The organism is Ruegeria sp. CH2 (assembly GCF_056537065.1).
Genome location: NZ_JBQFQV010000004.1, coordinates 237,273 through 262,837, shown reverse-complemented (window position 1 = coordinate 262,837; position 25,565 = coordinate 237,273). Strand labels below are relative to the sequence as shown.

24 protein-coding genes are annotated in these 25,565 nt (G+C 57.3%); 17 read left to right on the top strand and 7 right to left on the bottom strand.

Annotation, left to right across the window (positions count from 1 at the left end):
* Window positions 1-6: 6 nt before the first annotated feature.
* Window positions 7-948 (bottom strand): YcaO-like family protein, encoded by a 942-nt coding sequence (locus ACR0M9_RS09045; protein ID WP_480482956.1) that lies wholly within the window; start codon window positions 946-948, stop codon window positions 7-9.
* Window positions 949-1,016: 68 nt separating this feature from the next.
* Between ACR0M9_RS09045 and ACR0M9_RS09040 the strand changes: the two genes are divergently transcribed.
* A complete protein-coding gene (locus ACR0M9_RS09040; protein ID WP_480482958.1) occupies window positions 1,017-1,328 on the top strand; it encodes a hypothetical protein in 312 nt (103 codons plus the stop codon).
* A 32-nt stretch (window positions 1,329-1,360) separates the two neighbouring features.
* Window positions 1,361-2,980, top strand: coding sequence for a hypothetical protein (locus tag ACR0M9_RS09035; protein WP_480482960.1), 1,620 nt, complete (start codon window positions 1,361-1,363; stop codon window positions 2,978-2,980).
* A 6-nt stretch (window positions 2,981-2,986) separates the two neighbouring features.
* Here ACR0M9_RS09035 and ACR0M9_RS09030 read toward each other — a convergent pair whose 3' ends face one another.
* The 3 genes from ACR0M9_RS09030 to ACR0M9_RS09020 form a co-directional block, all read right to left on the bottom strand.
* Window positions 2,987-3,370 carry a carboxymuconolactone decarboxylase family protein gene (locus ACR0M9_RS09030; RefSeq protein ID WP_480482962.1) on the bottom strand — a complete coding sequence of 128 codons (384 nt, stop codon included), beginning with the start codon at window positions 3,368-3,370 and terminating at the stop codon, window positions 2,987-2,989.
* Window positions 3,371-3,605: 235 nt separating this feature from the next.
* A complete protein-coding gene (locus ACR0M9_RS09025; RefSeq protein ID WP_480773390.1) occupies window positions 3,606-4,694 on the bottom strand; it encodes an aromatic ring-hydroxylating oxygenase subunit alpha in 1,089 nt (362 codons plus the stop codon).
* A complete protein-coding gene (locus ACR0M9_RS09020; protein WP_480558706.1) occupies window positions 4,691-5,578 on the bottom strand; it encodes a MurR/RpiR family transcriptional regulator in 888 nt (295 codons plus the stop codon). Before ACR0M9_RS09020 ends, ACR0M9_RS09025 begins: the two co-directional genes overlap by 4 nt.
* 68 nt (window positions 5,579-5,646) lie before the next feature.
* On the opposite strand from ACR0M9_RS09020, the gene ACR0M9_RS09015 reads away from it, so the two are divergent.
* From ACR0M9_RS09015 to ACR0M9_RS08990, 6 genes are read left to right on the top strand one after another with little or no spacing between them, the layout of a single operon-like run.
* Entirely contained in the window at window positions 5,647-8,100 is a 2,454-nt protein-coding gene (locus ACR0M9_RS09015; protein ID WP_480773389.1) for an FAD-dependent oxidoreductase, read from the top strand.
* The gene (locus tag ACR0M9_RS09010) at window positions 8,100-9,182 is read left to right on the top strand and encodes an alcohol dehydrogenase family protein (protein ID WP_480773388.1); all 1,083 of its coding nucleotides are present in this window, start codon (window positions 8,100-8,102) and stop codon (window positions 9,180-9,182) included. Before ACR0M9_RS09015 ends, ACR0M9_RS09010 begins: the two co-directional genes overlap by 1 nt.
* Entirely contained in the window at window positions 9,179-9,757 is a 579-nt protein-coding gene (locus tag ACR0M9_RS09005; RefSeq protein WP_480773387.1) for a dimethylsulfonioproprionate lyase family protein, read from the top strand. Before ACR0M9_RS09010 ends, ACR0M9_RS09005 begins: the two co-directional genes overlap by 4 nt.
* Window positions 9,754-10,860 (top strand): mandelate racemase/muconate lactonizing enzyme family protein, encoded by a 1,107-nt coding sequence (locus tag ACR0M9_RS09000; RefSeq protein WP_480773386.1) that lies wholly within the window; start codon window positions 9,754-9,756, stop codon window positions 10,858-10,860. Before ACR0M9_RS09005 ends, ACR0M9_RS09000 begins: the two co-directional genes overlap by 4 nt.
* Window positions 10,857-11,960 carry a mandelate racemase/muconate lactonizing enzyme family protein gene (locus tag ACR0M9_RS08995; protein WP_480773385.1) on the top strand — a complete coding sequence of 368 codons (1,104 nt, stop codon included), beginning with the start codon at window positions 10,857-10,859 and terminating at the stop codon, window positions 11,958-11,960. Before ACR0M9_RS09000 ends, ACR0M9_RS08995 begins: the two co-directional genes overlap by 4 nt.
* 1 nt (window position 11,961) lies before the next feature.
* Window positions 11,962-13,233 (top strand): aspartate aminotransferase family protein, encoded by a 1,272-nt coding sequence (locus ACR0M9_RS08990; RefSeq protein WP_480773384.1) that lies wholly within the window; start codon window positions 11,962-11,964, stop codon window positions 13,231-13,233.
* Between the two features lie 223 nt (window positions 13,234-13,456).
* Here the strand turns inward: ACR0M9_RS08990 and hemC are convergent, their stop codons facing one another.
* Window positions 13,457-14,422, bottom strand: a complete 966-nt coding sequence (hemC, locus tag ACR0M9_RS08985; protein WP_480539054.1) for a hydroxymethylbilane synthase — start codon at window positions 14,420-14,422, stop codon at window positions 13,457-13,459.
* A gap of 106 nt (window positions 14,423-14,528) precedes the next feature.
* Between hemC and hemE the strand changes: the two genes are divergently transcribed.
* Window positions 14,529-15,563: a uroporphyrinogen decarboxylase gene (gene hemE / locus ACR0M9_RS08980; protein WP_480773383.1), complete on the top strand. Its 1,035-nt coding sequence runs from the start codon at window positions 14,529-14,531 to the stop codon at window positions 15,561-15,563.
* Between the two features lie 81 nt (window positions 15,564-15,644).
* Here the strand turns inward: hemE and ACR0M9_RS08975 are convergent, their stop codons facing one another.
* Window positions 15,645-16,733, bottom strand: coding sequence for a CaiB/BaiF CoA transferase family protein (locus ACR0M9_RS08975; RefSeq protein WP_480773382.1), 1,089 nt, complete (start codon window positions 16,731-16,733; stop codon window positions 15,645-15,647).
* A gap of 170 nt (window positions 16,734-16,903) precedes the next feature.
* Between ACR0M9_RS08975 and ACR0M9_RS08970 the strand changes: the two genes are divergently transcribed.
* The 6 genes from ACR0M9_RS08970 to uvrC all read left to right on the top strand — a co-directional run bounded on the left by ACR0M9_RS08970 (window position 16,904) and on the right by uvrC (window position 23,591).
* The gene (locus ACR0M9_RS08970; RefSeq protein ID WP_480773381.1) at window positions 16,904-17,833 is read left to right on the top strand and encodes an ABC transporter ATP-binding protein; all 930 of its coding nucleotides are present in this window, start codon (window positions 16,904-16,906) and stop codon (window positions 17,831-17,833) included.
* Entirely contained in the window at window positions 17,830-18,591 is a 762-nt protein-coding gene (locus ACR0M9_RS08965) for an ABC transporter permease (protein ID WP_209598717.1), read from the top strand. The genes ACR0M9_RS08970 and ACR0M9_RS08965 overlap by 4 nt, the downstream gene beginning before the upstream one ends.
* A gap of 114 nt (window positions 18,592-18,705) precedes the next feature.
* On the top strand, window positions 18,706-19,503 hold the full coding sequence (locus ACR0M9_RS08960; protein ID WP_480482989.1) for a S49 family peptidase: 798 nt from the start codon (window positions 18,706-18,708) through the stop codon (window positions 19,501-19,503).
* Window positions 19,504-19,674: 171 nt separating this feature from the next.
* Entirely contained in the window at window positions 19,675-20,637 is a 963-nt protein-coding gene (locus ACR0M9_RS08955) for a calcium/sodium antiporter (RefSeq protein ID WP_267365434.1), read from the top strand.
* Between the two features lie 21 nt (window positions 20,638-20,658).
* A complete protein-coding gene (locus tag ACR0M9_RS08950) occupies window positions 20,659-21,438 on the top strand; it encodes an SDR family oxidoreductase (protein ID WP_480773380.1) in 780 nt (259 codons plus the stop codon).
* 290 nt (window positions 21,439-21,728) lie between these two features.
* Entirely contained in the window at window positions 21,729-23,591 is a 1,863-nt protein-coding gene (gene uvrC / locus ACR0M9_RS08945) for an excinuclease ABC subunit UvrC (protein ID WP_480494396.1), read from the top strand.
* Here the strand turns inward: uvrC and ACR0M9_RS08940 are convergent.
* Window positions 23,588-24,472 carry a DMT family transporter gene (locus ACR0M9_RS08940; RefSeq protein ID WP_480773379.1) on the bottom strand — a complete coding sequence of 295 codons (885 nt, stop codon included), beginning with the start codon at window positions 24,470-24,472 and terminating at the stop codon, window positions 23,588-23,590. The genes uvrC and ACR0M9_RS08940 overlap by 4 nt on opposite strands.
* A 174-nt stretch (window positions 24,473-24,646) precedes the next feature.
* On the opposite strand from ACR0M9_RS08940, the gene pgsA reads away from it, so the two are divergent.
* Window positions 24,647-25,315, top strand: a complete 669-nt coding sequence (pgsA, locus tag ACR0M9_RS08935) for a CDP-diacylglycerol--glycerol-3-phosphate 3-phosphatidyltransferase (RefSeq protein WP_480773378.1) — start codon at window positions 24,647-24,649, stop codon at window positions 25,313-25,315.
* 3 nt (window positions 25,316-25,318) lie between these two features.
* Window positions 25,319-25,564 (top strand): molybdopterin converting factor subunit 1, encoded by a 246-nt coding sequence (gene moaD, locus ACR0M9_RS08930; protein WP_209506660.1) that lies wholly within the window; start codon window positions 25,319-25,321, stop codon window positions 25,562-25,564.
* The last annotated feature ends 1 nt before the right edge of the window (window position 25,565 follow it).

Here is a 25,565-nt window from a genome sequence, read left to right as displayed (position 1 = left end):
AAGGTTTCAAACCGGCACGGCTTTGACAACGGGCAAAGGTATTTCCGGCGCGGTCATATCGAATATGGCAATCGGGCGACCGGCAGCGTTGGCCGCCGCTGTCAATACAGTCATCAGCGTCGGGTCGGGACTCTGCCAGGCGTCCACATCGAAAAAGGATGCCGGAGTTGTCGGGCGATCGGTTCGCGCGCCGCGATACAGTCGGAACAAGCGCGCCTGTTCCTCATTCATCGCGTCATCTGTCACGCCGGTGTGGTCAAGGGTCACCATGTTGCGCCAGGACACAACCGCTTCGCATGCCGCGTGCCAGACACCTGTCGTCAGATCGGCGGAAAAAGCCGTTCCATAGGTTGGTCGCCCGCCATCCGCATCGGCGCAGACCGCACGCAATAGCAGGCCGACGCCCGAAACCATCCGAACGTGAACGCTCAGATGACGCAGGTAGGTGTTCAGCCAGCTGGTCACGTCGCGCGGCAACGCTGTTTCGGGCAACACCTGGTCGAACCCGTGTGGTCCAAGCGCGTGTTCCAGACATTCAAGCACCGCCCACAGCGCAGCGGCCTCATGCGTTGGTCCCGCTGCGGCCCCCTTCGACGTGATCTGTCCGTTGCTGCCCTGCGCACCCAGAGCAAGGGCATCATTTGGCAGAACATGCGTGGCACCATCCGATGAAATCAGGCTTTCGCGGGTTTCAGGCGAATCCGCGCTGTATTGCAGCGCATAACGTTCGATCGCCTCGAATCCCGAAAGCCGCGCGGCTTCGTTCCGGTTACGCGCTGTGCCAAAGGACACGCGATGTTTCATTGCGCCAGCGGGTGGCACTGTTCCGTTTCGCAAATTGATCATGCGAAAGGCGGTGTGGATCGGAGCACTTTTGGGAAATTCAGCAAAAGAAGGTCCGGAAATAATCCCTGCGTTTTCGGCCAGTTCAATCAGCGCGTCGGTCATTTTTGTTTCCGGATAGGTATGTAACGGGTTATACAAATGGTTGTGGTTGTTAAGAAAGGACTTTTAGTATGGCTCGTTTGACTATTAATCCGAAATACACACTTAAGGATCTTGGGTGTGAAGTTCTGAACGCCGCCCGGAGCAACGCGCTGGGGTCACAAGAGGGTCGCGACGCGGCTGAGCGGCAGATTCATGAAATCCTTGCTGATGTCGGTAATCCTGCGGTGGAGTTTGTTTATGATTCCAAGAACAAGGTTCATATCGTAATCCCTGATCTGAGCGATAAAGAGCCAGACCCAAATCCCGATCACGAGTCATGGTGCTGCAAGCTGGCCTATGAAGCGATGGGTGGCATTGTCGTTTATGGCTGTGGTTCCTGATCGCAGTATCTGAACTTGCCTGAGGAGTTTATTTGAGTAAGGCAAAAACCAAGATATTCCTGACCGGTCCGTTTCAGGTGATTTGCAACGACGGCCAGGATGCAACACCACGCGGCACCAAGGCGAAAGCGCTTCTCGCCTTGGTGTTGTTGTCTAAGAATGCTGTTCGCAGCAGGGCCTGGCTGCAAGACAAGCTTTGGAGCAAAAGCTCACCTGCACAGGGTGCGGCCTCGTTGCGCAAGGAACTTAGTGTCCTGACCAAGCATCTGGCCGGGTTCGGTCTGGGGTTTTTGGACATCGGGCGCGAGAATGTCTCCATCGACCTGAAAGCGCTTGAAATTGATTTGTTTGATGAACCGCTTCAACCGGATCGCGCCGAGCTTCTGGAAGGGTTGGATGTTGCAGACCCGGAATTTGAAGACTGGTTGGCAGTTGAACGGCAAGCGTATTGGGACGTTGGCTTTGATGAAAATGCGCCTGTCCCGGTTGGCGCGCGCTTTCCATCCCATTGGGGGCATCAGAGACCTGCAATTGTAGTCGAGCCGTTTGAAGTAATTGGTGACGATAACAATATCAACGTTGCGGCGGCGTCGATACGGGACGAATTGCTTTTCCTCTTGGGTACGTTGTCGGATGTCATCGAATTGCGTGATGCGCGCAGGCAAGAAGGGCCTGTCGACGGCTATATGCTAAGCGGCAGCGTGGTAGCGGCCGAAGGACTGCGGGTGGCGGCACAATTAACATCAACCGTGGATCAGGTGTGCCTATGGACCGAACGTTTCCGGTTTCGGGAAAAGGATACGTTTGACGCCGTTGAAGAAATCGCAATGAAAGTTGTCGAAGCGCTTCAACTACGGCTGCGGGATGGTCACTGGTCCGACATCTGGTCAGCACGCGCCACATCCACCGAAGTTTGGACGGCATTTCAGAATGGTCGCATTCAGGAGAGCCTTACGACCAAGGACGGCCTGTTTCGTGCCATCCGCCAGTATGAGGTCTGTTTGCAGCGCGATCCGGACTATCTGCCTGCGCGGATCGCTGTCGGATTCTGCCGCCTGGATCTGATCCGGTTGGGCATGGAAGATTCGCCGGAAAAAACGCTGGCTCTGGTCGAGGCCGACTGCGCCGTCATGCGTGAAAAACACCCGGCGGATCCTTATTGCGCCGCACTCGAAGCGTTTACCCACAGTGTTGCTGGCCATACTGCCGAGGCTTGCCAGCTGATGCGCAAGGTACTTGAGAGGTTCCACAGCAGCCCCGAATTGCTGGGCTATTATGGTGTCTTGTTGATGTATGATGACCGGCTTGAGGACGGAATAGCCACGTATCGGCAGGCCCTCGCGTTAACGCCGCACCCGCCGATCTGGATCGAGGCGAACCTGTCCATGACCCTTGCCCTCTCCGGAGACAAGGCAGCATGGCAGCACGCGCATAATGTCTTGCGAGTGGACCCCGGCAGCGTGCGGGCGCGGGTTGTGTTATGCATGTTGTCCGCCGCCGCTGGCAACCAGTCACTGGCACGCCGGCACGCCCGTCGCATCCTGGAATTGCAGCCCGGTTTCACGGCAGAGCGCTGGGCCTGGCCGGGCTGTTTCAAAAACAGAAAATACTATGACGAAGGTGCACGACTGTTGGCCGAAGCAGGTCTGTGATGGCGTCTAATTGTCGTCCAGCACTTTGCGGGCGACGCGGAAACACTCCAACGCCTGCGGAACGCCGCAATAAATCCCGACCACGTGGATGATGGCGCGTATTTCTTCTTTGGTCACCCCGTTGGTGATGGCACCCCGGCAGTGGATTTCCCATTCATGCATCTTTCCCAGTGCTCCGATCATGGACAGGTTCATCATCGACCGCGTTTTTGCGTCGATCACGTCATCCCCCCAGCCAAAACCCCAGCACCAGGCGGTCATGGCTTCCTGAAACGGGCGGGTGAAATCATCTGCTGCTGCAAGGTTCTTTTCCACATAGTCCGCGCCCAGTGTATTCTTCCGTTGTTCCAACCCTTTCAGGAACAGGTCTTCGTCAAATAAGTCGGCCATTACGGGTCTCCGGTTTGTCAGCGTGTCAGGCGGTGTTTGTATGCGGGATCGTAGTGTGATTTCATCCGGTGGTGCACCTGTATACCCGGTCCGGCATGTCCACTATGTCGATATACCCAAGTGCTTTGGGCAAAATCCGGTCAATTTCGCAAGGGTGCCAGTCCTTGGGCATCAGCGTGGTTGATCTACCCGCTCAAGGGTAGGGCAAGCAGGTTATGTCTGCCTGGGGTGGGTTTCATTCCACGGCCTCGCGCATCCATTGTTGCAACTTGGCGATTGAGTGTTCGGACATCACACCGCAGCCCGGATCCAGCACCAGCGGGCCGGGGCAGTAACCACGGGATCTGAGGCCGCGATGCACGGATTCCACAAGCCGGATGTCTTCTTCGACCGTTGTTTCCCTGTCCTGAACGGCCAGTTGCCGGATCACCGCGCTTTCCGAACCACCTTCAGTGTACCAACCGCGCCAGACGGTGCAGTGATCCGTGTCATTTGCGCGCCAGTGATATGTGTTCAGCACATTGCCCGGATAGCACTGGAACGAAAACATCGGCCACAGGAACCAAGACTGGTAATCGCCCGCATGAGGCACCGACAGGTCGATTGGGTAAGTCATCTTGTCGAGGCTCTGACATTCGGTCGTGTGGCGCAGCACGAAACCGCCGCCTGCATCGGGTTGGATGTCGTAGGTTTCGGGCTTGACGACACCTTCAGCGAAAGTCGGGTGGTTGCTCGGGCAGTGATAGCATTCCGAATAATTCTCGACGCTGACCTTCCAGTTGCAGTGTTCCGGAATCTCGACCCATTCCAGCGGCTCGAGTTCGTCGATATGCGGGACGAATGCACGGATTTCCTGCCGTACTCCGGGATACCAGTCATCCATCGGGGCTGCCTTGTCGTCGAGATTGACGAAGATGAACCCATTGAAGATTTCGGTCCGGACCGCCGTCAGGCAGATCGCATTGCGGTCAAATCCGGGGACGGATTTGATATTTGGACCCGCGCGCAACTGACCTGACAATTCATAGGTCCACGCGTGATAGGGACAGACGACAACGCGGGTGTTGCCTGTGCCCGAGACCATTTCATGCGCACGGTGCTGGCAGACATTATAGAAAGTGCGAATTTCGCCATCGCGCCCGCGAATGCAAAACAGGCTTTGCCCGGCAATCTCGAAGGCAAAGTAATCTCCTGTTTCCCGAACCTGCGCGACATGGCCTGCGAACTGCCATGTTCGGGCCAAAAGCCCCTGCATCTCCTTCTCGAAAATGGCGGGGTCGGTATAATATCGCGCGTCCAGTGAGTGGGTCAGCGGTGCGTTCATTCGGGTTCCTCCGCATAGATGCCAAGCTGATGGCGACGACGATGGAAACGTTCGACCCGTTCGACGATCTCGTCGCTGGATACGGCGATCACGAAAGACAGCAGCGTTTCCAGCAGCGCGATGGTCGAAACGGATGATGGGAAAAACTGCGGCGTATCTGCTGCGACGACAAACCCGTGATGGGCGTTCCGGATCACAGGGCTGGCCGGACTGTCCGAGATACCGATGACAGTCAGGCCCTGCTGACGTGCCAGTTTGACCGCCTCGATCACTTCGGTGCGGTAGGGATGACAGGTGATCGCAATCAGCACGTCCTGCTCATCGGCCCAGGCCAGATCGTCCATTGGGGTTGAACCGGGGCGGGGGATTGCATGAAACTGCTTCATCCCGGTCGAAGCCAGATAAGTAAAGTTGCGCGCGTTGGAGTTGTTGACGCCTACGCCGAGTGTGAAAATCTGGCGAGAATTCCAGATGATTTCGGCAGCAGATTTCAGGCGGGTCGCGTCGATCCCTGCAAATGTTTCCTCGATATTCCGGATTGCGGCACCGATCATATCGGCATACAGCCCGCCCAATTCACCGGATTTGCCGATGTCCTGAAGCCATCTGGCGCGGTCTGGAAACGACACGCGCCCTTTTCGGATCGCGTCGCGAAAGGGTTCGCGAAAATCTTCGTACCCTTCAAACCCCACTTGCCGCGCCATGCGCACGAATGTGTTGGGCTTGACCTTTGCCGCCTCGGCAATTTCGCGCACGGTTGAAACCCCTACATCCGTAGGGTTTTCCAGAACGTAACGCGCGGCTTTCTGCGCCTCAGGGGTCAGGGCGTCCCACTCTTCGGTCAGGCGATCCAGAACAGTTGATGATACATTTGTGTCATTCATGATTGACGATGGTACAAATGTGGAATTAGCCTGTCGAGCAGAAAAGCGACTCGGGAAGAGGAAAAATCATGTCCGGGAATGAACTGCCGTCACACGCACGTGTGGTCATCGTCGGAGGCGGCGTCATGGGCGTTGGTCTGGCCTACCATCTGGCCCATGAAGGCTGGGGCGAAGAGACTGTTCTGCTGGAAAAGGCCGAGCTGACCAGCGGCAGTACATGGCATGCGGCGGGGCAGATTACGCATTCAACCTCAAGCTTTGGTCTGGGCAAATGCGTCGATTACAACATCGGCTTGTATTCCGGCCTGCTGGAGGCCGAGACAGGTCAGCCTGTCACGTGGCATGGCTGTGGCTCGTTCCGCCTTGCTTATACCGAGGATGAGATGGATTGGCTGCGCCATACCCTGTCGGTGGGCCGGTCGCTGGGTTTCAATATCGAACTTGTCGGTCCCGAGAAGGTGGCTGAACTGCATCCGTTTTATAACCTCGAAGGTGTTCTGGGCGCGCTGCATACACCGGATGACGGGCATGTGGACCCGACCAATGTGACCATGGCGATGGCAGCCGGGGCACGCCAGAAGGGCGTGCGCATCTTCCGCAGCTGCCGGGCGACGAACATCACGCAGGGCGCAAACGGCGAATGGATTGTTGAGACCGAACAGGGCACCATCATCTGTGAGCATGTGGTGAACGCGGGCGGCACCTACGCGCGCCAGATGGGCGAATGGTCCGGGCTGCAACTGCCCATGACGTCAATGACGCACCATTATTTCGTGACTGAGCCAGTGCCCGAATTCCAGAACTTGGACAAGGAACTGCCGGTGATCCGCGATGACCGCAAAGTCTCGGGCTATATCCGGATGGAGCAGCAGCGCGGCCTGATCGGAATATACGAGAAAGAGAATCCGAACTCGGTCTGGCATGATCATTGCCCGTGGGAGTACGAGAACTGGTTGTTCGACGCGGATTATGACCGGGTAATGCCATGGCTAGAGGAAAGCCTGAACCGGATGCCGATCTTTGCAGAACTGGGTATTCAACGCGATGTGCATGGGGCGATATCACATCCGCCGGACGGCAACCCCCTGATCGGTCCTGCACCGGGTGTGCGAAATTACTGGTGCTGTTGCGGGACGCAGATTGGGATCGGTTGGGGCCCGGGTCTGGCCCGCGAACTGGCGCGCTGGATGGTGCATGGGGCTGCCGATATCTCGATGCGGGATTTCGATCCGCGCCGCTTTGGCAGCTATGCCACCAAAGACTGGCAAGTGATCAAAGCGGAAGAAGATTACTGCTTGCGGCACGAAATCCCGTTTCCACACTTCAATCGGCTTGCAGGGCGTCCGATCAAGCCGTCGCCACTGTACGAGTTGCTGAAATCCAAGGGCGCGGTACATGAAGAAGTCTATGGCTTCGAACGCCCCCGCTGGTTCGCCCGCGATGGTGTGGAACAACGCGATCACTATTCCTTCCGCCGCACTCCTGCCGACGACATGGTCGCGGCCGAGGTCAAGGCAGTGCGCGAACGTGTCGGCATCATGGATGTCACCGCCTTCACCAAAGTCGAAGTATCGGGGTCCGATGCCTATACCTTGTTGGATCGGTTGACTGCTAACAGGATGCCGCAAAAGGTTGGCTCGATCACGCTGACCCATATGTTGAACCGTCGTGGCCGGATCGAGTTAGAGACAACGATTGTCCGCATGGCCGAAGACCGCTTCTATCTGGTCTGTGCAGCGTTCTTCGAACAGCGCTTGCTTGATCATCTGGCGCATCATCGCAAGGGTGAAGATGTACAGATCAATGCGCTGTCGTCCGAATGGTCGGCCTTGTCGCTGAACGGCCCCAGATCACGCGAAGTTCTGGCGCGCTGTACGGCTACTGATCTGAGCAATCCCGGGTTCCGCTGGCTGTCGGCGCAAGAGGTCACCATTGCCGATCATAAACTCTGGGCGTTTCGCATGTCTTATGCGGGCGAACTGGGTTGGGAGCTGCATATGCCCAACGCTTCCTGCCTTGATGTCTACAATGCGCTATGGGCTGCGGGCGAGGCGTATGGCATCGCGGACTACGGCAGTTTCGCCATGAACGTGATGCGGATGGAGAAGGGCTTCAAAGGGGCAGGCGAGCTGACAAACGAAGTCACGTTGGCAGAAGCTGATGTGCTGCGCTTTGCCTGTACGGACAAGGATTACCTGGGCAAGGACAAGACGTTGAACACCGATTTGCCATGGGTATGTGCCTATCTGCAAGTCGAGCCGGATGGCGAAATTGATGGCCATGGAGGCGAGGCGGTGACGCTGGACGGGCGTGTCATAGGCTCGACGGCTTCGGTCGCATTCGGCCACACGGTCGGTAAGATATTGGCCTTTGCATACATCAAGCCCGAAGCAGCAAACGCGGGAACCGAGTTGGAGGTCGTGATTCACAGCAAGCCGCGTCCGGCCCGAGTACTGGATAAGCCCGCTTACGATCCAGACAGCCTGCAGCCCCGCACAGACGCAGTAATGGAGACCACCTGATGAGCCTGCCCGCCACAATGAAAGCCATGGTCACGATGGGCCATGGAGATTTAGAGCAGATAGTTTGGCACGATAACTGGCCGCGTCCTGAACCTGCGGAGGGTGAAGTGCTGATCAAGGTTGCGGCATGTGGCCTGAACAATACGGACGTCAACACGCGGTCGGGTTGGTACTCCAAGACGGTCACAGCCGCAACGACCGGTGGTGCGTTTGAAGAGGTTGGCGAAGAAGATCCCACCTGGGGCGGTAATCCGATCACCTTCCCGCGAATTCAAGGGGCCGATATCTGCGGGCATATCGTTTCCGTCGGCGAAGGTGTTGACCAGGCACGTATTGGCGAGCGTGTCATCACGGATGGCTGGCTGCGCGATCCGGTGGAACCCGACAATATGGACAAGACTGGTTATTTCGGCTCGGAACGGGATGGTGGTTTTGCCGAATACGCGACAACTCTGGCGGTGAATGCTGTGGCAATCACCTCGAACCTGACGGATGCTGAACTGGCAACTTTTTCCTGCTCTTACTCCACCGCCGAAGGCATGTTGACCCGTGCCAATGTGACCGGCGAGGATACGGTTTTGGTTCCAGGTGCTTCCGGCGGTGTGGGCGGTGCGCTTGTGCAACTGGCCAAACGGCGCGGCGCGCGTGTGATCGCGATGGCATCCGAATCCAAACACGCGGACGTGGCCAGGCTTGGCCCTGACGTCATTCTGCCACGCGCTCCTGCGAACCTGCGCGAGGCGCTGGGCGTAGAAAAGATCAGTGTGGTCGCAGATGTCGTGGGCGGACCATACTGGCCGAACCTGATCGACATTTTGGAACGGGGTGGCCGCTATACCTGTTCGGGCGCAATTGCAGGCCCGATCGTCGAACTTGATCTGCGCACATTCTACCTGCGCGACCTGACCTTCACCGGTTCGACCGTCATTGACCCTCAGGTCATGAAGAACCTCGTAACATACATCGAGGCTGGTGAGATCAAGCCAGCGCTTGCCGCGACATACGCGCTGAAGGAACTCCGAGAAGCACAAGCCGCGTTCATCGCGAAAGAGCACACCGGCAACATCGTGGTGATGCCATGACGCTTGACGATGTTCTCGAAGCTGCCCGGCAAATGCACCATGCGCATCCGGACCTTGCTGCGTTCGCGCCTTGGCCGGGTGATCTGACCCCGACGGGGTTGGATGCCGCACCCATTCCCGCAACGAGGCTGGTGGCAGCCTTCGATCTTGTTGAAGACACGCCAACCCGTGACCTGATCGCGGCGGTCAAAGCGACGGCGCATCTGGCACATTGGAAACACACCTACACCGAAGACGAAGTTGGTGCGGATTTCCTGAACCGATACGGCTATTATGAGTTGTTAGGTCCTACCGGACATTTTCACTCGACCCTGCTGCGTGGCTACATCGCATATTGGGGGGCTGGCCTGAATTACGATTGGCACAGCCATCAGGCCGAAGAACTCTACCTCATTCTTGGCGGAGGTGCGTTGTTCAAGGTCAATGGGAACGAAACATATCTTGGCGCCAATCAAACACGCTTGCACGCAAGCTGGCAAAGTCATGCCATGGTCACCACAGGTCAGCAGATCCTGACTTATGTTCTGTGGCGCGGTGAAGGCATGGGTGATCTGCCCCGGATGGATATCGCATGAAGATCAAAGCTATCACAGTATTTCACGTCGACCTTCCTCTGGAGCATCCATATTGGTTGTCGGGCGGGCGGCTGAAATTCGAAACGCTTGACGCGACAGTCGTGAAAATCGATACCGATGCGGGGTTTGTTGGCTGGGGTGAAGGGACCCCATGGGGCCATACCTATGTGCCCGCCCATGGTCCGGGTATCCGCGCCGGAATTGAAACGATGGCGCCGTTCATTCTGGGCCTGGATCCGCGGCGGGTTCTGGATGTGGAACGGGCGATGGATCTTGCCTTGCCCGGGCACCTTTATGCCAAAAGCCCAATTGATATGGCCTGCTGGGATATCGCGGGTCAGGCGGCGGGTGTGCCGATTGCCGATCTGATGGGGGGTGGATCGCGGACACCGCGCCCGATTGCGTCCTCGGTCGGGGCGAAATCCGTCGACGAAACGCGCGCGGTCATAGAGCGGTACCGCCAGCGGGGCTACATCGCCCATTCCGTGAAGATCGGTGGTGACGTTGAACGGGACATCGCGCGTGTTCGCGATGTCGAGAGTATTCGGCGACCCGGCGAGATCGTTCTTTACGATGTCAATCGTGGCTGGACGCGTCAGCAAGCGTTGCGTGTGATGAGCACCTGCGCGGACCTGAATGTCATGTTCGAACAACCTTGTGAGACGCTGGATGACATTGCTGCAATCTCGGGGCTTCACCCGTCACCCGTTTCAGTGGACGAAAGCCTTGTGACTTTGCAGGATGCAACCCGTATCGCCCGCGATGGTCTGGCTCAGATTTTCGGGATCAAATTGAACCGCGTCGGCGGGCTGACCAAGGCTGCACGCATGCGGGATATCGCGTTGGCCCATGGGATAGACATATTCGTAATGGCCACTGGCGGTACGGTTCTGGCCGATACCGAAGCATTACATCTGGCCGCGACCATCCCGGATGACAACTGCCTTGCAGTATGGGCCTGTCAGGACATGATCACGGTCGATATTGCCGGGGGGCGTGGGCCTCGGAATGTTGATGGCCATTTGCACCTGCCAGAAGAACCCGGGCTCGGCGTTCATCCGGATGAAAGCACATTAGGTGATCCAGTGGGAGTATACGCTTGAAAATCAACAAGATAACGCTCTGGTCTGTTGTTCTGACAAGTCACGAAACGTACCATATGGCTGAAGGCAAGACCTGTGCCACTGTGAAATCCCATGTCCTGAGCCTTGAAACGGACACCGGTCACAGGGGGTGGGGTGAGGTCTGCCCGATCCCGCATTACCTGCCGGCCTATGCGGACGGGGTGCCAGGTGCCATTGCTGAGATGGGGCCCGAAATTCTTGGGATCACCCCTTTTGGTGCAGACTCTCCCATGCGCAAGCTGGACGGGTTTCTGCAAGGGCATCAATACGCGAAATCGATCGTCGATATCGCGCTTTGGGACCTGTTCGGTCAGGCGGCAGGGTTGCCGGTTTATGCGGTGTTGGGTGGGCGAACGCAGGCGGATATGCCGCTCTATCATTCGATCACCTGCATCGCACCGGACGAGATGGCGCGTATTGCCAAATCCGCTTTTCAAACCGGAATCCGGCAGTTTCAGGTCAAGCTGGGTGTCGAGGGAGATTGGCAGGCGGATGCCGAGCGGCTGATCAAAGTGCGCGAAGCCGTGGGAACCGGGCCGTTGGTATATGGTGACTGGAATTGTGGAGCATCGCGATTGCAGGCGACCCGTACCGGGCGTGCGGTGGCACATCTGGACGTGATGTTGGAACAGCCCTGCAAAACGCTGGAAGACTGTGCCGCTGTCCGTCAGGCTACTGGTCTTCCGATGAAAATCGACGAGAGTGCCTTTGACCTTGCCTCGCTTTTGCGTGCGTATGAACTGGGTTGCATGGATGCGGTGGCGCTTAAACTTTCGAAATTCGGCGGCTTGTCAGCAATGCGTCCTGCACGGGATCTGACCGTGCATCTTGGTGCCGAGATTTGCGCTGAATGCACATGGGGGTCTGACATTATTACTGCGGCTTCACTTCACTTTGCGGCGTCGACGCCGAAAGGTTCTCTGATGAACACGTGCGACTTGTCGTCTTACGTGGCCCCGCGTCTGTGTCCTGATGCACCAATTCGTGAAAACGGCCGGATTGCTCCGCCCGAAGGTCCGGGTTTAGGTGTTGTGCCGGACCTCGATATCCTTGGCACCCCAATTCTGGAGATCGACTGAGATGCTGAAAATCCAATCACAATCCGAATGGATTGCTCGCGCGAACGAAGTTCTACCCGCCGGGGGGTTTGGCAACTTTGATCCGGGCATCATCATCGCCCGTGGTGAAGGCAGCCGTGTCTGGGACGAGGATGGCAACGAATATGTCGATTACCTGATCGGGTCGGGTCCGATGCTGCTGGGTCATGGCCACCCTGAAGTGATGGAAGCCGTTTTGGAACAGCTGCCCAAAGGGATGACGTTTTTTGCCAATAACAGAAAAGGAATCGAACTGGCCGAGGCCATCATCGACGCCGTTCCCTGCTGCGAGCAGGTGCGCTTTGTCGCGTCGGGCGGCGAAGCCGACATGTATGCGATTCGCCTGGCGCGGGCTTATACCGGGCGCAGCAAGATCCTGAAGTTTGAAGGCGGTTATCACGGTATGAGCGCCGAGGCGCAGATGAGCCTTGCCCCAAGCCGCAGAGTCAATTTCCCGCAGGCAGTTCCCGACAGCGCCGGTATCCCCGACAGCGTGGCCGAGCAAATGCTGATCGCGCCCTTTAACGATCTGGAAGCCGTCGCTGCTTTGCTGGATGAAAATGACGACGTTGCCGCGATTATAGTCGAGCCTTTGCAACGGATTATCCCGCCAATGCCAGGATATTTGCTGGGCCTTCGAGCCCTGTGTGATCAACATGGTGTGCTGTTGATCTTTGATGAGATTGTCACCGGATTCCGGCTGGCTTATGGCGGGGCGCAGGAACGATACGGGGTCACACCGGATATCTGCACTTTGGGTAAGATCACGGGCGGTGGCTTCCCTCTGGCTGCGCTTGGTGCCAGCGTCGAGATCATGAAGCATTTCGATAAGTCGAAGGTCGGGGAAGAAGGTTGGCTGATGCAGTTGGGTACCCTCTCGGGGAATCCGGTCGCCTCGGCCGCTGGGCTGAAGACGATGGAGATTTTGCGGCGTGAAGGCGCGTATGAGCGTTTGCGCGCAATTGGAAAACACTTGCAGCAGATTCAGTCGGACGCCTTGAATGAAGCGGGCATCGCGCATCGGATTTGCGGTGACGAGACTTTGTTTGACATCTATTTCACCAACGCCGAGTGCCGTGATTATCGCAGCGCAAACCACGATGATCCACAGCGCAACGCCACTTATAATGCGGTGCTGCGCGCCCATGGAATCTTCAAGTCTCCGGGCAAGCTTTATCCGTCGCTGGCGATCACCGATGCGGATCTGGAACAGACACGCATCGCCGTCCGTCACGCGGTTGATGCCATTTCCTGAAGGTTGGATGTATACAACGTAAACGGGTCGCTGTTGAGTTCAACAGCGACCCGCTACCTTTGGAAGTCGGGGGTCAGCCTCGCCCCCTCGAATACTGATTAAATCACCGGCAATCTGAAAACTTTTCGATACTTTCGAGACTGACCCGACTTCCTCATCGGTATGTCACTTTAATGCCCGAGAATCTCGGCGGTCACAGTGATCAAGTTCACACTGCCTTAAATTAATTTGAATTTTTCCAATCAAAAAAACCTGGACCCGCCTGTTCCAACAGTTCCGCTGCCATCGTGCGGGCCATTTCTGGCCCGTCTTTGACAGAACCGGTCACTTCTCTGTTCACGGTGTCCGACCCATCTGGGCGCAGGACTTCGCCGCGCAGCCTTAAGTTGTCTCCGTCCAGTTCCGCCAGGCCAGCGATCGGAGTTTCGCAAGACCCGTCCAGCGCGGCCAGCAAGGTGCGTTCGGCGGCCAGCCGCCATCCTGTTTCCGCGTGATGAATCGCTTCAAGCATTTCAGCCGCGCGTATATCGTTGCTACGCCGTTCGATGCCAATGGTACCCTGTGCAATCGCGGGCAGCATGTCATCCGGAGAAATGGCGCTGGCTGGAATCTCGTCCATGCCCAGACGGCGAATGCCAGCCATGGCCAGAAAAGTGCAATCCGCGACCCTGGCTTCCAGCTTTTTCAGCCGCGTCTGCACGTTCCCGCGAAACTCGACCACTTTCAGATCCGGCCGCCGGTTCAGCAGCTGCGCCCGGCGCCGCAATGACGAAGTGCCCACAACAGCCCCTTCGGGCAGATCGTGGATTGAGTTAAGGCGCGGCGAGATGAACGCGTCACGCACATCTTCGCGCGGAAGGAATGTGTCCAGAACCAGCCCTTCGGGCTGTTCAACAGGCATGTCTTTCGTTGAATGCACGGCGATATCGATTTCGGCGCGCAACATCGCCTCTTCGATTTCCTTGGTGAACAGGCCCTTGTTGCCGATTTCCTTCAGCGGGCGATCCGCATCGATCATGGCGCGATTGTCGCCGGTTGTTTTGATCACGACGATTTCAAAGGCCACTTCGGGCAGATCAAACGCATCGCTCAGGCGTTGGCGGGTTTCATAGGCCTGAGCCAGAGCCAGCGGTGAACCACGGGTGCCAATTCTGAGGGGCGATGCGGGGGTGGGCAGGGTCAAAGTCATGTGCACAGCTTTAGTCGCGTCACATTGCCCTGACAATGGGGGCTGAGCTTGACAAATTGCCGCCGAAGGACGACCCGTTGCCAAAACCGGAAGACTGGGGGCGAATATGGCCGAGACAAAGAAACTGCTGAGGGCGCTGGCGGGCGAAGTACAGGATGTGCCGCCAATCTGGATGATGCGCCAGGCGGGCCGGTATCTGCCGGAATACCGGGCCACCCGTGCCCAGGCCGGGGATTTTCTGTCTTTATGCTATAACCCGGAACTGGCCGCCGAAGTCACATTGCAGCCGATCCGGCGCTATGGGTTTGATGCTGCGATCCTGTTTGCCGATATCCTGCTGGTGCCGCAGGCGCTGGGTGCGGATCTGTGGTTTGTGACCGGCGAAGGTCCACGTTTGTCGACGATCACGCGGCAATCCGAGTTTGATGCGTTGAAGCCGGTGGACGCGATTCACGAGACATTGTCGCCCGTTTATGAAACGGTTCGGATCCTGTCGCGAGAATTGCCGTCTGAGACCGCGCTGATCGGGTTTGCCGGCGCGCCCTGGACAGTCGCGACCTACATGATCGCCGGGCGTGGAACACCCGATCAGGGACCGGCACACGCTTTGCGAGAGAGCGATACTGCCTTATTCGAGGCGCTGCTGGATCGCATCACGGCGGCAACAATCGAGTATCTGTCGGCTCAGATCGACGCCGGGGCCGAGGTGGTCAAGATTTTCGATAGCTGGGCGGGTTCCCTGAAAGGTGAGGCGTTTCGCAAATACGCGGTGGAACCGTGCCGTGTGATTACGCAGGCCATCAAGGAACGTCACCCCGGCATCCCGGTGATCGGTTTCCCGCGCGAGGCGGGGGAGGGGTATGTCGGGTTTGCCAAGACGACGGGCGTGGATTGCGTCGCGCTGGACAACTCGGTGTCGCCCGATTGGGCCGCCAGACATGTACAGGTTGATGGTTGTGTGCAGGGAAACCTGGCCTCGTCGCATATGGTGACCGGTGGGCAGGCTCTGGTGGATGAGACGCGGCGGATTGTCGAGGCTTTCTCGAACGGGCCGCACATCTTCAACCTGGGACATGGGATCACGCCGGATGCCGATCCTGAGAATGTTCAGTTGATGATTGATACGGTGCGCGGGCAGTAAGCAGGTTAAAGGGGGCCAGCCCCCTTCTTGGCCTGCGGCCAATTCATCCCCCGGGATATTTTGGGCCAGATGAAGTGCGGATCAGCGCAGGCTGTCGAGCTCTGCGAGGATCTCTTTAGTATGCTCGCCGCGCATGGGGCTGGGTTTCGGGGTCCAGTCATGGCCTGAAAACCGTGGGGCGGCGGCTGCCTGAAATGCGCCGTCAAAATCCTGCCAGCAGTTGCGATGGAGGTTCATCGGGTGTGAGCGGGCTTCGTCCGGGCTGAGAACTGGGGCAACGCAGGCATCTGTTCCTCGAAACAGGGCCTCCCAATGGTCGCGTGGTTGACTGGCGAAAATATCGGTCAGACGGCGTGAAAGCGAAGGCCACAGATCACGGTCGTATTGCCGTTGAAACTCGGTATCGTTTGTGAGGCCCAGTAAGCTCAGAAATTGCATGTAGAATTTTGGTTCGAGGCATTGCACGGAAATATAGCCACCGCAGGCGCAGGCGTAGGTTCTGCTCCAGTGGGGACCGTCCAACAGGCTTTGACCCCGGGTTTCAGACAGGTTGCCGGTTTGGCGCATTGTCATCAATAGGTTCATCATATGGGCCGAGCCGTCATAGATTGCCGCGTCAACGACAGTACCTGCGCCAGTGCGTTGCGCATTGATGAGCCCTGCCAGAACGCCTGCCACAAGATACATGGCCCCACCGCCGATATCGCCCACCAAAGTTGGCGGGGTCTGCGGTGCTTGGCCGGGACGTGATGCATACCAGAGCGCTCCGGACAGGGCGATGTAATTCAGGTCATGCCCCGCCGTGTCGGCCAGCGGGCTATTCTGCCCCCAGCCCGTCATGCGCCCATAGACCAGTTTTGGATTGCGGGTCAGGCAGGTATCCGGGCCGAGCCCCAGTTTTTCCATCACACCGGGGCGGAATCCTTCGATCAGGGCATCGGCTGTGTCAATAAGGCGAAGTGCGGTATCCAGATCATTGGCGTTCTTCAGATCAAGTGCGATGGATCTTTTGCCCCGGTCCAGCAGGGAACGTTCCGGCATACCCGGTGTTGCGGCGCCCCCTTTGCGGTGGACTGTTATCACGTCAGCGCCCAGATCTGCCAGTAACATGGCACTAAACGGGCCGGGGCCCAGACCTTCGAGTTCGACAACACGTATTCCGTTCAGCATCAAGGCCCTCCGTTTCCGGCAGAGTTTGCTGGCTGGTGTCGGGATTGCAAGCCGGATGATTGCTGGCGCGGGCGGTCTTCCTTTTGGCAGTTGTTCATCACATGGTGCGGAATGGGCCTGTTATCCCTGTGTTCGGGGCGATAGGGTCTGGGCCAGAACGGGGAGCGGATATGACGACCATTTTATCCATCAGAGATCTGCGCAAATCCTACGCCGATGGGTTCGAGGCGCTGAAAGGTGTGTCTCTGGACATTGAAGAAGGCGAAATTCTTGCGCTTCTGGGGCCGAATGGGGCGGGAAAAACCACTCTGATCTCGACGATCTGCGGAATAACCACGCCAACATCCGGCGCGGTTTCAGTCGGCGGGCACGACATTCAGTCGGATTATCGCGCAGCGCGCAGGATGATCGGGCTTGTCCCGCAAGAGATCGCGCTGGAACCGTTTGAAAAGGTCTGGAACACAGTTCGGCTGTCACGCGGATTGTTTGGGCTGGGCAAAGACAACGCCCGGATCGAGGACATTCTGCGCAAGCTTTCGCTGTGGGAAAAGCGCAAGAACGCAATCAAGGAGTTGTCGGGCGGCATGAAACGCCGCGTGCTGATCGCCAAGGCCTTGGCGCATGAACCACGTGTTTTGTTTCTGGATGAACCGACGGCGGGTGTGGATGTCGAGCTGCGCAAGGATATGTGGGAAATCGTGGCCGAGCTAAAACGGGACGGTGTCACCATCATTCTGACCACCCACTATATCGAAGAGGCCGAAGCCATCGCGGATCGCGTCGGCGTTATTGACAAGGGTGAGTTGCTTTTGGTGCAGGATAAAGACACGCTTATGGCGCAGATGGGCAAAAAGCAGATTGTCGTCATGCTGACTGAGCCAATCGCCAGGATTCCCGATGATTTGGCCAGCCACAATCTGACCCTCAACGGCGCGGGGGATAGCCTGATCTATACCTACGATACCCATGCGGATCGCACGGGGATAACGACCCTGTTGAATGACGTGTCGCAGGCCGGGCTGGTATTGCGCGATGTGCAGACACGGCAATCGAGCCTGGAAGAGATATTTGTAAACCTGGTATCCGGAGAGGCGGCATGAACTGGACCGCAATCGCTGCAATCTACCGGTTCGAAATGGCTCGCTTCTTTCGCACCCTGGCGCAAAGTTTCCTGTCACCGGTTCTTTCCACCTCGCTGTATTTCGTGGTTTTTGGCACCGCCATCGGCAGTCGAATTCAGGAGGTCGAGGGCGTATCCTACGGCGCGTTCATTGTGCCGGGCTTGATTATGCTGTCGGTGGTGATGCTGTCGATCTCGAACGCGTCTTTCGGAATTTATTTCCCAAAGTTTCTGGGCACCATTTACGAGCTGCTGTCGGCGCCGGTGAATTTTATCGAAATCGTGATTGGGTATGTCGGTGCAGCGGCCACCAAAGCGCTGTTCGTGGGACTGGTCATTCTGGCCACGTCGACCTTCTTCGTCGACATACGGATCGAACACCCCTTTGCCATGGCGGCGTTTTTGATCCTTTCATGTCTCAGCTTCTCGTTGCTGGGCTTTATCATCGGGATATGGGCCAGTAATTTTGAACAGATGTCTCTGGTACCGCAGCTTGTGGTCACGCCACTTATCTTCCTTGGCGGTACGTTTTATTCAATCTCGATGCTGCCGCCTCTGTGGCAGACGATCACGTTGTTCAATCCGGTCGTCTATCTGATCTCGGGGTTTCGCTGGTCGTTTTTCGGGCTTGCGGATGTGCCCATCGCCCTGAGTTTGCTGGCCATCATAGCCTTTACTGGGGTGTGTCTGGCGGTCATTGGCTGGATCTTCAAAACTGGCTGGCGCATTCGCAGCTAACCCACGCCGGTGCGTTGCATTTTTGCCCATTGAGTGTGTGAATTTGGTTCACGTCGCGTTCAAGGTTCGAAGAGTCTCTTGTTTACGGGTTGGTGGCACTCTACATCGGCACCCATGAAGCTCAGCCTGCCGTTCGTCAAAAAACACCCCTGTGTGGCCGTTGTCCGCCTGTCCGGCGCCATTGGAATGGCCGGGCGCGGGTCCTTGAACGACGCCACGCTTGCGCCGGTTCTCGAGAAAGCCTTTCGCAAGGGAAAACCTGCGGCCGTGGCGCTTGAGATCAATTCACCGGGCGGATCCCCTGTCCAAAGTTCAATGATCGGCGCGCGCATTCGGCGTTTGTCCGAAGAACTGGACGTGCCGGTCATCGCTTTTGTTGAAGACGTCGCTGCATCCGGTGGGTATTGGCTGGCCGCCGCAGCGGATGAGATCTGGGCCGATGACAGTTCCGTACTGGGATCGATCGGTGTGATCTCGGCTGGATTTGGCGCGCATGTCTTTCTGGCGCGGCAGGGATTTGAGCGGCGGGTCCATACCGCCGGGAAATCGAAGTCCATGCTCGACCCGTTTTCACCGGAAAAGAAAGAGGATGTAGCCCGCCTGCAAGGGTTATTGGGCGATATCCACGAGAATTTCATTGCGCACGTCAAAGATCGGCGCGGGGACAAGCTGAATCAGGAAGCTGACCTGTTCACGGGCGAGGTCTGGCTGGCGCGTCGCGCGCAGGAACTGGGGCTTATCGACGGCATCGCCCATCTGAAGCCAAAGGTGCAGGACCGTTTCGGTGACAAGGTCAAATTTCGCCGCTATGGCGTGAAAAAACCGATCTGGACCCGGTTTGGGGCCAGCCTGGCGCAGGATGCTATCGCAGGGTTAGAGGAGCGGGCAGCCTACGCGCGTTTCGGTTTGTGACGTGATCGTAAAGGCTGTCACTCTTTTTCTGATCGCAATGGGCGTATTGGCAATGTTCGGCAAGCTGCGGTTTCCTGGGCAAAAGAAGCTAAGCTCGGCGAAATGTCCGCGATGCGGTCGCTATCGCATCGGAAAAGGCCCTTGTGCCTGTAAAAAAGGAGGCCGGGCTTGATCACCACGTGGCTGCTGTCTGGTCTTGGCCTGTTGATCCTGTTGCTGGCAGGCGATGCCTTGGTGCGTGGCGCAGTGAACCTGAGCCTGCGCTTGGGGGTCCCGGCCTTGATCGTCAGCCTTACGATTGTGGCCTTCGGCACGTCCGCGCCCGAGTTGCTGATTGCTATCAGCGCCGTCAAGGAACACGCACCGGGTATTGCGCTAGGTAATGTTGTCGGATCAAACACGGCCAACATCCTGTTGGTTCTTGGTCTTCCTGCGATGCTGGCAACGATCCATACCAGCGAATGCGACAGCCGTAGGAACTATGCCTTCATGCTGATGGCGACGGCCCTGTTCATAGGGTTGGCGTTTTGTGGAACATTCACCGTCGTCAGCGGCCTGATCCTGCTGGCGGCTTTGGGCCTGGTTCTGATGAATGCGTTTCGAGAAGCAAAGGCGCACCGCAAGGCCTGTGGGGAAGCCTGTGCCGATGACGACGACCTTGAAGGCCTGGAAGAAGCGGATCCTGACATGCCTTACTGGAAGGTATCGGTTTACCTGATCCTCGGCCTTGTGGGCCTTCCTATGGGGGCGCACCTGCTGGTGGAAAATGCGACGGTCATCGCCCGGACATATGGTGTCAGTGAAACGGTTATCGGTCTGACCCTGATTGCGGTTGGAACGTCTTTACCCGAACTGGCGACAACCGTGATGGCCGCTTTGCGCCGACAGGCCGATGTGGCCCTTGGCAACGTGATTGGCTCGAACATGTTCAATCTTCTGGCCATTATCGGGATCGCAACCTGGTTCGGGCGTATCCCGGTTGATCCCGGTTTCCTGCATTTTGACCTTTGGGTCATGTTGGGCGCATCACTGCTTCTGGTTCCCTTTGTTGTCTTCAAGCAGGATATCTCTCGCGGTTGGGGGCTGGTGCTGACCTTCCTTTATGCGCTTTATGTCACTGTATTGCTGGTGTGATCTGACAAAACGAGGTGAAGCATGACCCGAGCTTTAGTGACCGGTGCCGGTATTCGTCTGGGCCGGGCCATGGCGCTTTATCTGGCGGGTCGTGGATATGATGTCGCCGTTCATTATGCGTCCTCAGAACGCCCCGCGCACGAGACTGTGGCGGAGGTACAGGCTATGAGCCGACGGTCAGTGGCATTGCAGGCTGATCTGCTGGATGAGGCAGAGGTGCAGGACCTGCTGCCCAAAGCAGCCGAGGCTCTGGGCGGGCCGATCACCTGTCTGGTGAACAACGCCTCAATCTTTGAATATGACAGCGTTCACACCGCGACCCGCCAAAGCTGGGACCGCCATCTCGACAGCAATCTGCGGGCACCGTTCGTTTTGACCCAAGCCATGGCCGGGCAGGGGCTGGCCCCGGACACGGACGAAAATGGCGAACCAGTTGCGACCGGTCTGATCATCAACATGGTGGACATGCGTGTACGCAAGCTGACACCCGAGTTCATGTCTTACACCATCGCCAAAATGGGGCTATGGACGCTGACCCGTACCTCGGCACAGGCGCTGTCCCCTGCAATCCGGGTCAATGCCATCGGACCCGGACCGACGGTACAGGGGCATCGTCAAAGCGCTGAGCATTTCCAGGCGCAACGAACGAATACTGTTCTGGAACGTGGGTCAAATCCGTCGGATATCACCGCCGCCTTGGGATATTTTCTGGATGCACACGCAGTAACGGGGCAACTGATATGCGTGGATGGCGGCCAACACCTGGGGTGGAAAACACCGGACGTTCTGGGAGTTGAATAAGCAATATCGCTGCAAGTTTTGCACCGCGCACGTTTGTGTTACCTGCGTGTTACAAAAATGTCTTTTTTTTCATACACTTGCTAAATGTGTGAAAAAATATCGTTAAAAATCAGCATCTTGATAATGTGCCTATTTTTTGTGCATGTTAATGAAGTGGTAATGAAACAAGGGAAATTCTAAGGCTGTGAAAACTTATCTTCACACTTATCCACAGGAATCGTGGATTTGTTTTCTCTTGATCTGAAGCCCGCAAGATTGCAGCCAGTATAAGAGAATCATATCGGAATCCCATGACTACCCACAGTGAATCGTCCCTGACCGGTTATGCCTGCATTCAGCGCTACGCAAAGACGCTGGACAGCTCACCCGGGGTGTACCGGATGCTGGATGCCGACAGTCGGGTTTTATACGTGGGCAAGGCGCGAAACCTGAAGGCGCGGGTGTCGAACTATACAAGGCCGGGTCACTCGGGCCGGATCGAGAAGATGATTTCCTCGACCGCTTCGATGATGTTTCTGACCACAAGAACGGAAACCGAAGCGCTGCTGCTGGAGCAGAACCTGATCAAGCAGCTTAAACCGAAATACAATGTGCTGCTGCGGGACGACAAAAGCTTTCCGAACATCCTGGTCGCCAAGGATCATGACTTTCCGCAGATCAAAAAACACCGTGGGGCGAAGAAGGAAAAAGGCGCCTATTTCGGACCATTTGCCAGCGCGGGTGCTGTAAACCGCACATTGAACCAGCTGCAAAAGGCATTCCTGCTGCGTAACTGTTCGGATTCCATGTTCGACAGCCGCACGCGGCCCTGTCTGCTTTATCAGATCAAACGGTGTTCCGGGCCGTGTGTCGGTTTGATTTCGGAGCAGGATTACAGTGAAAGCGTCAAGGATGCAGAACGTTTCCTGTCGGGGCGCTCGACCAAGGTGCAGGAGGAACTGGCTGAACAGATGATGGCCGCGTCCGAGGCTATGGAGTTCGAACGCGCCGCCGGTCTGCGCGACCGCATCCGGGCGCTGACGCAGGTACAGACCGCGCAAGGCATCAACCCTCGTGGCGTGACCGAGGCGGATGTGATCGGCCTTTATATGGACAGCGGGCAGGCCTGTGTTCAGGTATTCTTCATCCGGGCCAACCAGAACTGGGGCAACAAGGACTTTTATCCGCGTGTTGGCCCGGATGTATCACATGCCGAAGTGATGGAGGCTTTCCTTGGCCAGTTCTACGACAACAAGGAACCACCACGGCAGTTGATCTTGTCGGACGGGATCGAAAACGCCGATCTGATGCAGGAGGCTTTGTCCGAGAAAGCCGGGCGCAAAGTCGAAATCCTTGTCCCGCTGCGGGGTGAGAAACAGGAACTGGTTGCAGGTGCCTTGCGCAATGCGCGAGAGTCTCTGGCAAGGCGCATGTCGGAAAGCGCCACCCAAGCCAAGTTGCTGCGCGGGGTGGCAGAGGCGTTTGATCTGGATAGTCCACCGGGACGGATTGAGGTCTACGATAACTCTCATATCCAAGGCACTAACGCGGTGGGCGGTATGATCGTGGCAGGGCCCGACGGGTTCATGAAAAACGCCTATCGCAAGTTCAACATTCGCGGCGACGACCTGACGCCGGGTGATGATTTCGGCATGATGAAAGAGGTTCTGAACCGTCGCTTCACCCGCCTGCAAAAAGAAGACCCGGATCGGGATAAAGGGCTTTGGCCCGACCTGCTGTTGATCGATGGCGGTGCCGGACAGGTCAGCGCTGTGCACGAGATCATGCAGGCCCACGGAGTCGAAGACATTCCGATGGTCGGCGTTGCCAAAGGGGTCGACCGTGACCACGGCAAGGAAGAGTTTCACCGGATCGGCCAGCGCCCCTTTGCCCTAAAACGCAACGATCCGGTCTTGTACTTTATTCAACGGCTAAGGGACGAGGCGCACCGTTTTGCCATTGGCACCCACCGTGCGAAACGCGCCAAGGCTGTTGGTGCCACGCCGCTGGATGAAATTCCGGGCGTCGGGGCTGCACGCAAGCGCGCCTTGCTGACTCACTTTGGCAGCGCCAAAGCGGTAAGCCGGGCCAATCTGGCAGACCTGAAAGCGGTCGAGGGAATCTCGGCCGGGTTGGCTCAGAAAGTCTATGATTTCTTCCACGACAAGGGTTAGACCTGTCGCCCCCGCCACAGGATATAGAGACCCGAGGCCACAATAAGCGCGCTGCCGACCCACATGGTACGGTCCAGGCTTTCGCCGAACAGGGCGATACCCAACCCGATACCGAACAGCAGTCGCGTATAGCGGAACGGGGTCACGGCAGACACTTCACCCGTGCGCATTGCGTTCATGAGCGCGGCATAGGCCATGACGCCCATCATAACCGCGCCCGTCAGATGCAGGCTGGTGTGCGTGCTAACCGGTGTCATGGGTGCGCCTTCCCACACCCGATAGGCAAGGCCCGCAACGATAATGCTGAGGAAACCATAAAACCCCAGAACTTCGGTTCCAAGCGTGACAGGGGCCGCACGGCTGGCCAGATCACGCCCTGCGAACCCTAACATACCCAACACGGCCAGTATCGACAGCAGTGAAAAACTGTCCCCTGTCGGTTGCAGAATAATGACGACGCCGATCATACCGACAAAAATCGCGCTCCATCGCCGCCAACCAACCGCTTCACCAAAGAATAACGCCGCGCCTGCGACCACAACCAAAGGCGTTGCTTGCAAGATCACGGTGGCCGAGGACAAGGGCGTCAACGCGATGGCGAGCACATAGAACAGCCGACCAAAGACTTCGAACAGCACCCGAACTTTCATCGGGCGGGATAGAACGTCTGGGTGTATCAGACGTTTTCCGCGAGCCGACGCCAGTGCCGCAAAGATTACGGACCCGCCAGTCCCGAACAGAACCAGAACCTGCCAGATCGGAAGCGCGGTCGATGCTGCTTTCAGCAACGCATCCTCCAACGCAAAGCCCGCCATTGCGGCCACCATCCACAGGCTGCCGACCATGTTCGACCGGGCGTCGGTTTGAATATGCGCTGTCATCCTGAACGTTCCACTTTGCAGTCGACGGGCAATCTGACTGCAAAGACGTGAAACGCCAAGTGCACGAGGCGCAAAGCGTCGGACCTGCGGCGCTTTGACCAAGCTGTTGTGAGTGATGTAGTTTTTTACCGGTTTGTCTTTTCTGTCTTGAACCGGCGATATAGGGTCCAAGCCATGAAGTGGAATTTGCCCAATATCCTGACGGTTCTACGCCTGCTGGCTGCGCCCGGTCTGGCCGTAATGTTTTTGTACTTCACCCGGCCCTATGCGGACTGGTTCGCTTTGATCCTGTTCCTTTCGGCGGCGATCACCGATTGGTTTGATGGCTATCTGGCCCGTGCGTGGAAACAGGAAACCAAGATGGGCGCGATGCTGGATCCGATTGCCGACAAGGCAATGGTGGTGATCGCGCTGATGATTCTGGTTGGCTATTCGACCGAACACTGGACGCCATGGCTGGTGCTACCCGCCACCGTGATCCTGTTCCGCGAGGTTTTTGTCTCGGGCCTGCGCGAATATCTGGGCGATGTGGCGGGGACGCTGAAGGTTACAAAGCTGGCCAAGTGGAAAACAACAGCGCAGATGATCGCCATCGCCGTGCTGTTCTCGCAGGGCATCTTTGAACACTATGCCGTGATGGCGAGTTTCGGCATGGACGACGCGCTGGTAGAACAGATTATCGCGGGCCAGGTTGAAGATGTGAATCACCTGCGCTGGAACATCCATGGTATGTTCTGGGCAGGCCAGATCGGGCTGTGGTTGCTGTGGATTGCGGCGGCGCTGACATTGATCACCGGCTATGATTACCTACGTAAAGCCATGCCACATCTGAAGGAGATCTGAGGGATGGATGTGCTGTATTTTGCATGGGTACGCGAACGTATCGGTTTGCCAAAGGAAAAAGTCGAGACGCAGGCAGTCACTGTCAATGATCTGGTGGCCGAGTTGAGCGCGCGGGAAGAACGCTATGCCGCGGCATTTGCCGATTTGTCCGCCCTGCGCGTTGCACTGGATCAGGAGTTGTCGGATTTTGACGCCTCGCTGTCGGGCGTTCGGGAAGTGGCGTTTTTTCCACCAATGACGGGCGGTTGAG

Coding starts and splice junctions, on each gene's coding strand:
- ACR0M9_RS09045 (WP_480482956.1), bottom strand. CDS start 948: ATGACCGACGCGCTGATTGAACTGGCCGAAAACGCAGGGATTATTTCC.
- hemC (WP_480539054.1), bottom strand. CDS start 14,422: ATGACTTTGACCCTGCCCACCCCCGCATCGCCCCTCAGAATTGGCACC.
- ACR0M9_RS08950 (WP_480773380.1), top strand. CDS start 20,659: ATGACCCGAGCTTTAGTGACCGGTGCCGGTATTCGTCTGGGCCGGGCC.
- ACR0M9_RS09020 (WP_480558706.1), bottom strand. CDS start 5,578: ATGAATGACACAAATGTATCATCAACTGTTCTGGATCGCCTGACCGAA.
- hemE (WP_480773383.1), top strand. CDS start 14,529: ATGGCCGAGACAAAGAAACTGCTGAGGGCGCTGGCGGGCGAAGTACAG.
- ACR0M9_RS09010 (WP_480773388.1), top strand. CDS start 8,100: ATGAGCCTGCCCGCCACAATGAAAGCCATGGTCACGATGGGCCATGGA.
- ACR0M9_RS08965 (WP_209598717.1), top strand. CDS start 17,830: ATGAACTGGACCGCAATCGCTGCAATCTACCGGTTCGAAATGGCTCGC.
- ACR0M9_RS08940 (WP_480773379.1), bottom strand. CDS start 24,472: ATGACAGCGCATATTCAAACCGACGCCCGGTCGAACATGGTCGGCAGC.
- moaD (WP_209506660.1), top strand. CDS start 25,319: ATGGATGTGCTGTATTTTGCATGGGTACGCGAACGTATCGGTTTGCCA.
- ACR0M9_RS09030 (WP_480482962.1), bottom strand. CDS start 3,370: ATGGCCGACTTATTTGACGAAGACCTGTTCCTGAAAGGGTTGGAACAA.
- ACR0M9_RS09000 (WP_480773386.1), top strand. CDS start 9,754: ATGAAGATCAAAGCTATCACAGTATTTCACGTCGACCTTCCTCTGGAG.
- ACR0M9_RS08960 (WP_480482989.1), top strand. CDS start 18,706: ATGAAGCTCAGCCTGCCGTTCGTCAAAAAACACCCCTGTGTGGCCGTT.
- ACR0M9_RS09005 (WP_480773387.1), top strand. CDS start 9,179: ATGACGCTTGACGATGTTCTCGAAGCTGCCCGGCAAATGCACCATGCG.
- ACR0M9_RS08970 (WP_480773381.1), top strand. CDS start 16,904: ATGACGACCATTTTATCCATCAGAGATCTGCGCAAATCCTACGCCGAT.
- ACR0M9_RS09040 (WP_480482958.1), top strand. CDS start 1,017: ATGGCTCGTTTGACTATTAATCCGAAATACACACTTAAGGATCTTGGG.
- uvrC (WP_480494396.1), top strand. CDS start 21,729: ATGACTACCCACAGTGAATCGTCCCTGACCGGTTATGCCTGCATTCAG.
- ACR0M9_RS09015 (WP_480773389.1), top strand. CDS start 5,647: ATGTCCGGGAATGAACTGCCGTCACACGCACGTGTGGTCATCGTCGGA.
- pgsA (WP_480773378.1), top strand. CDS start 24,647: ATGAAGTGGAATTTGCCCAATATCCTGACGGTTCTACGCCTGCTGGCT.
- ACR0M9_RS08990 (WP_480773384.1), top strand. CDS start 11,962: ATGCTGAAAATCCAATCACAATCCGAATGGATTGCTCGCGCGAACGAA.
- ACR0M9_RS08975 (WP_480773382.1), bottom strand. CDS start 16,733: ATGCTGAACGGAATACGTGTTGTCGAACTCGAAGGTCTGGGCCCCGGC.
- ACR0M9_RS09025 (WP_480773390.1), bottom strand. CDS start 4,694: ATGAACGCACCGCTGACCCACTCACTGGACGCGCGATATTATACCGAC.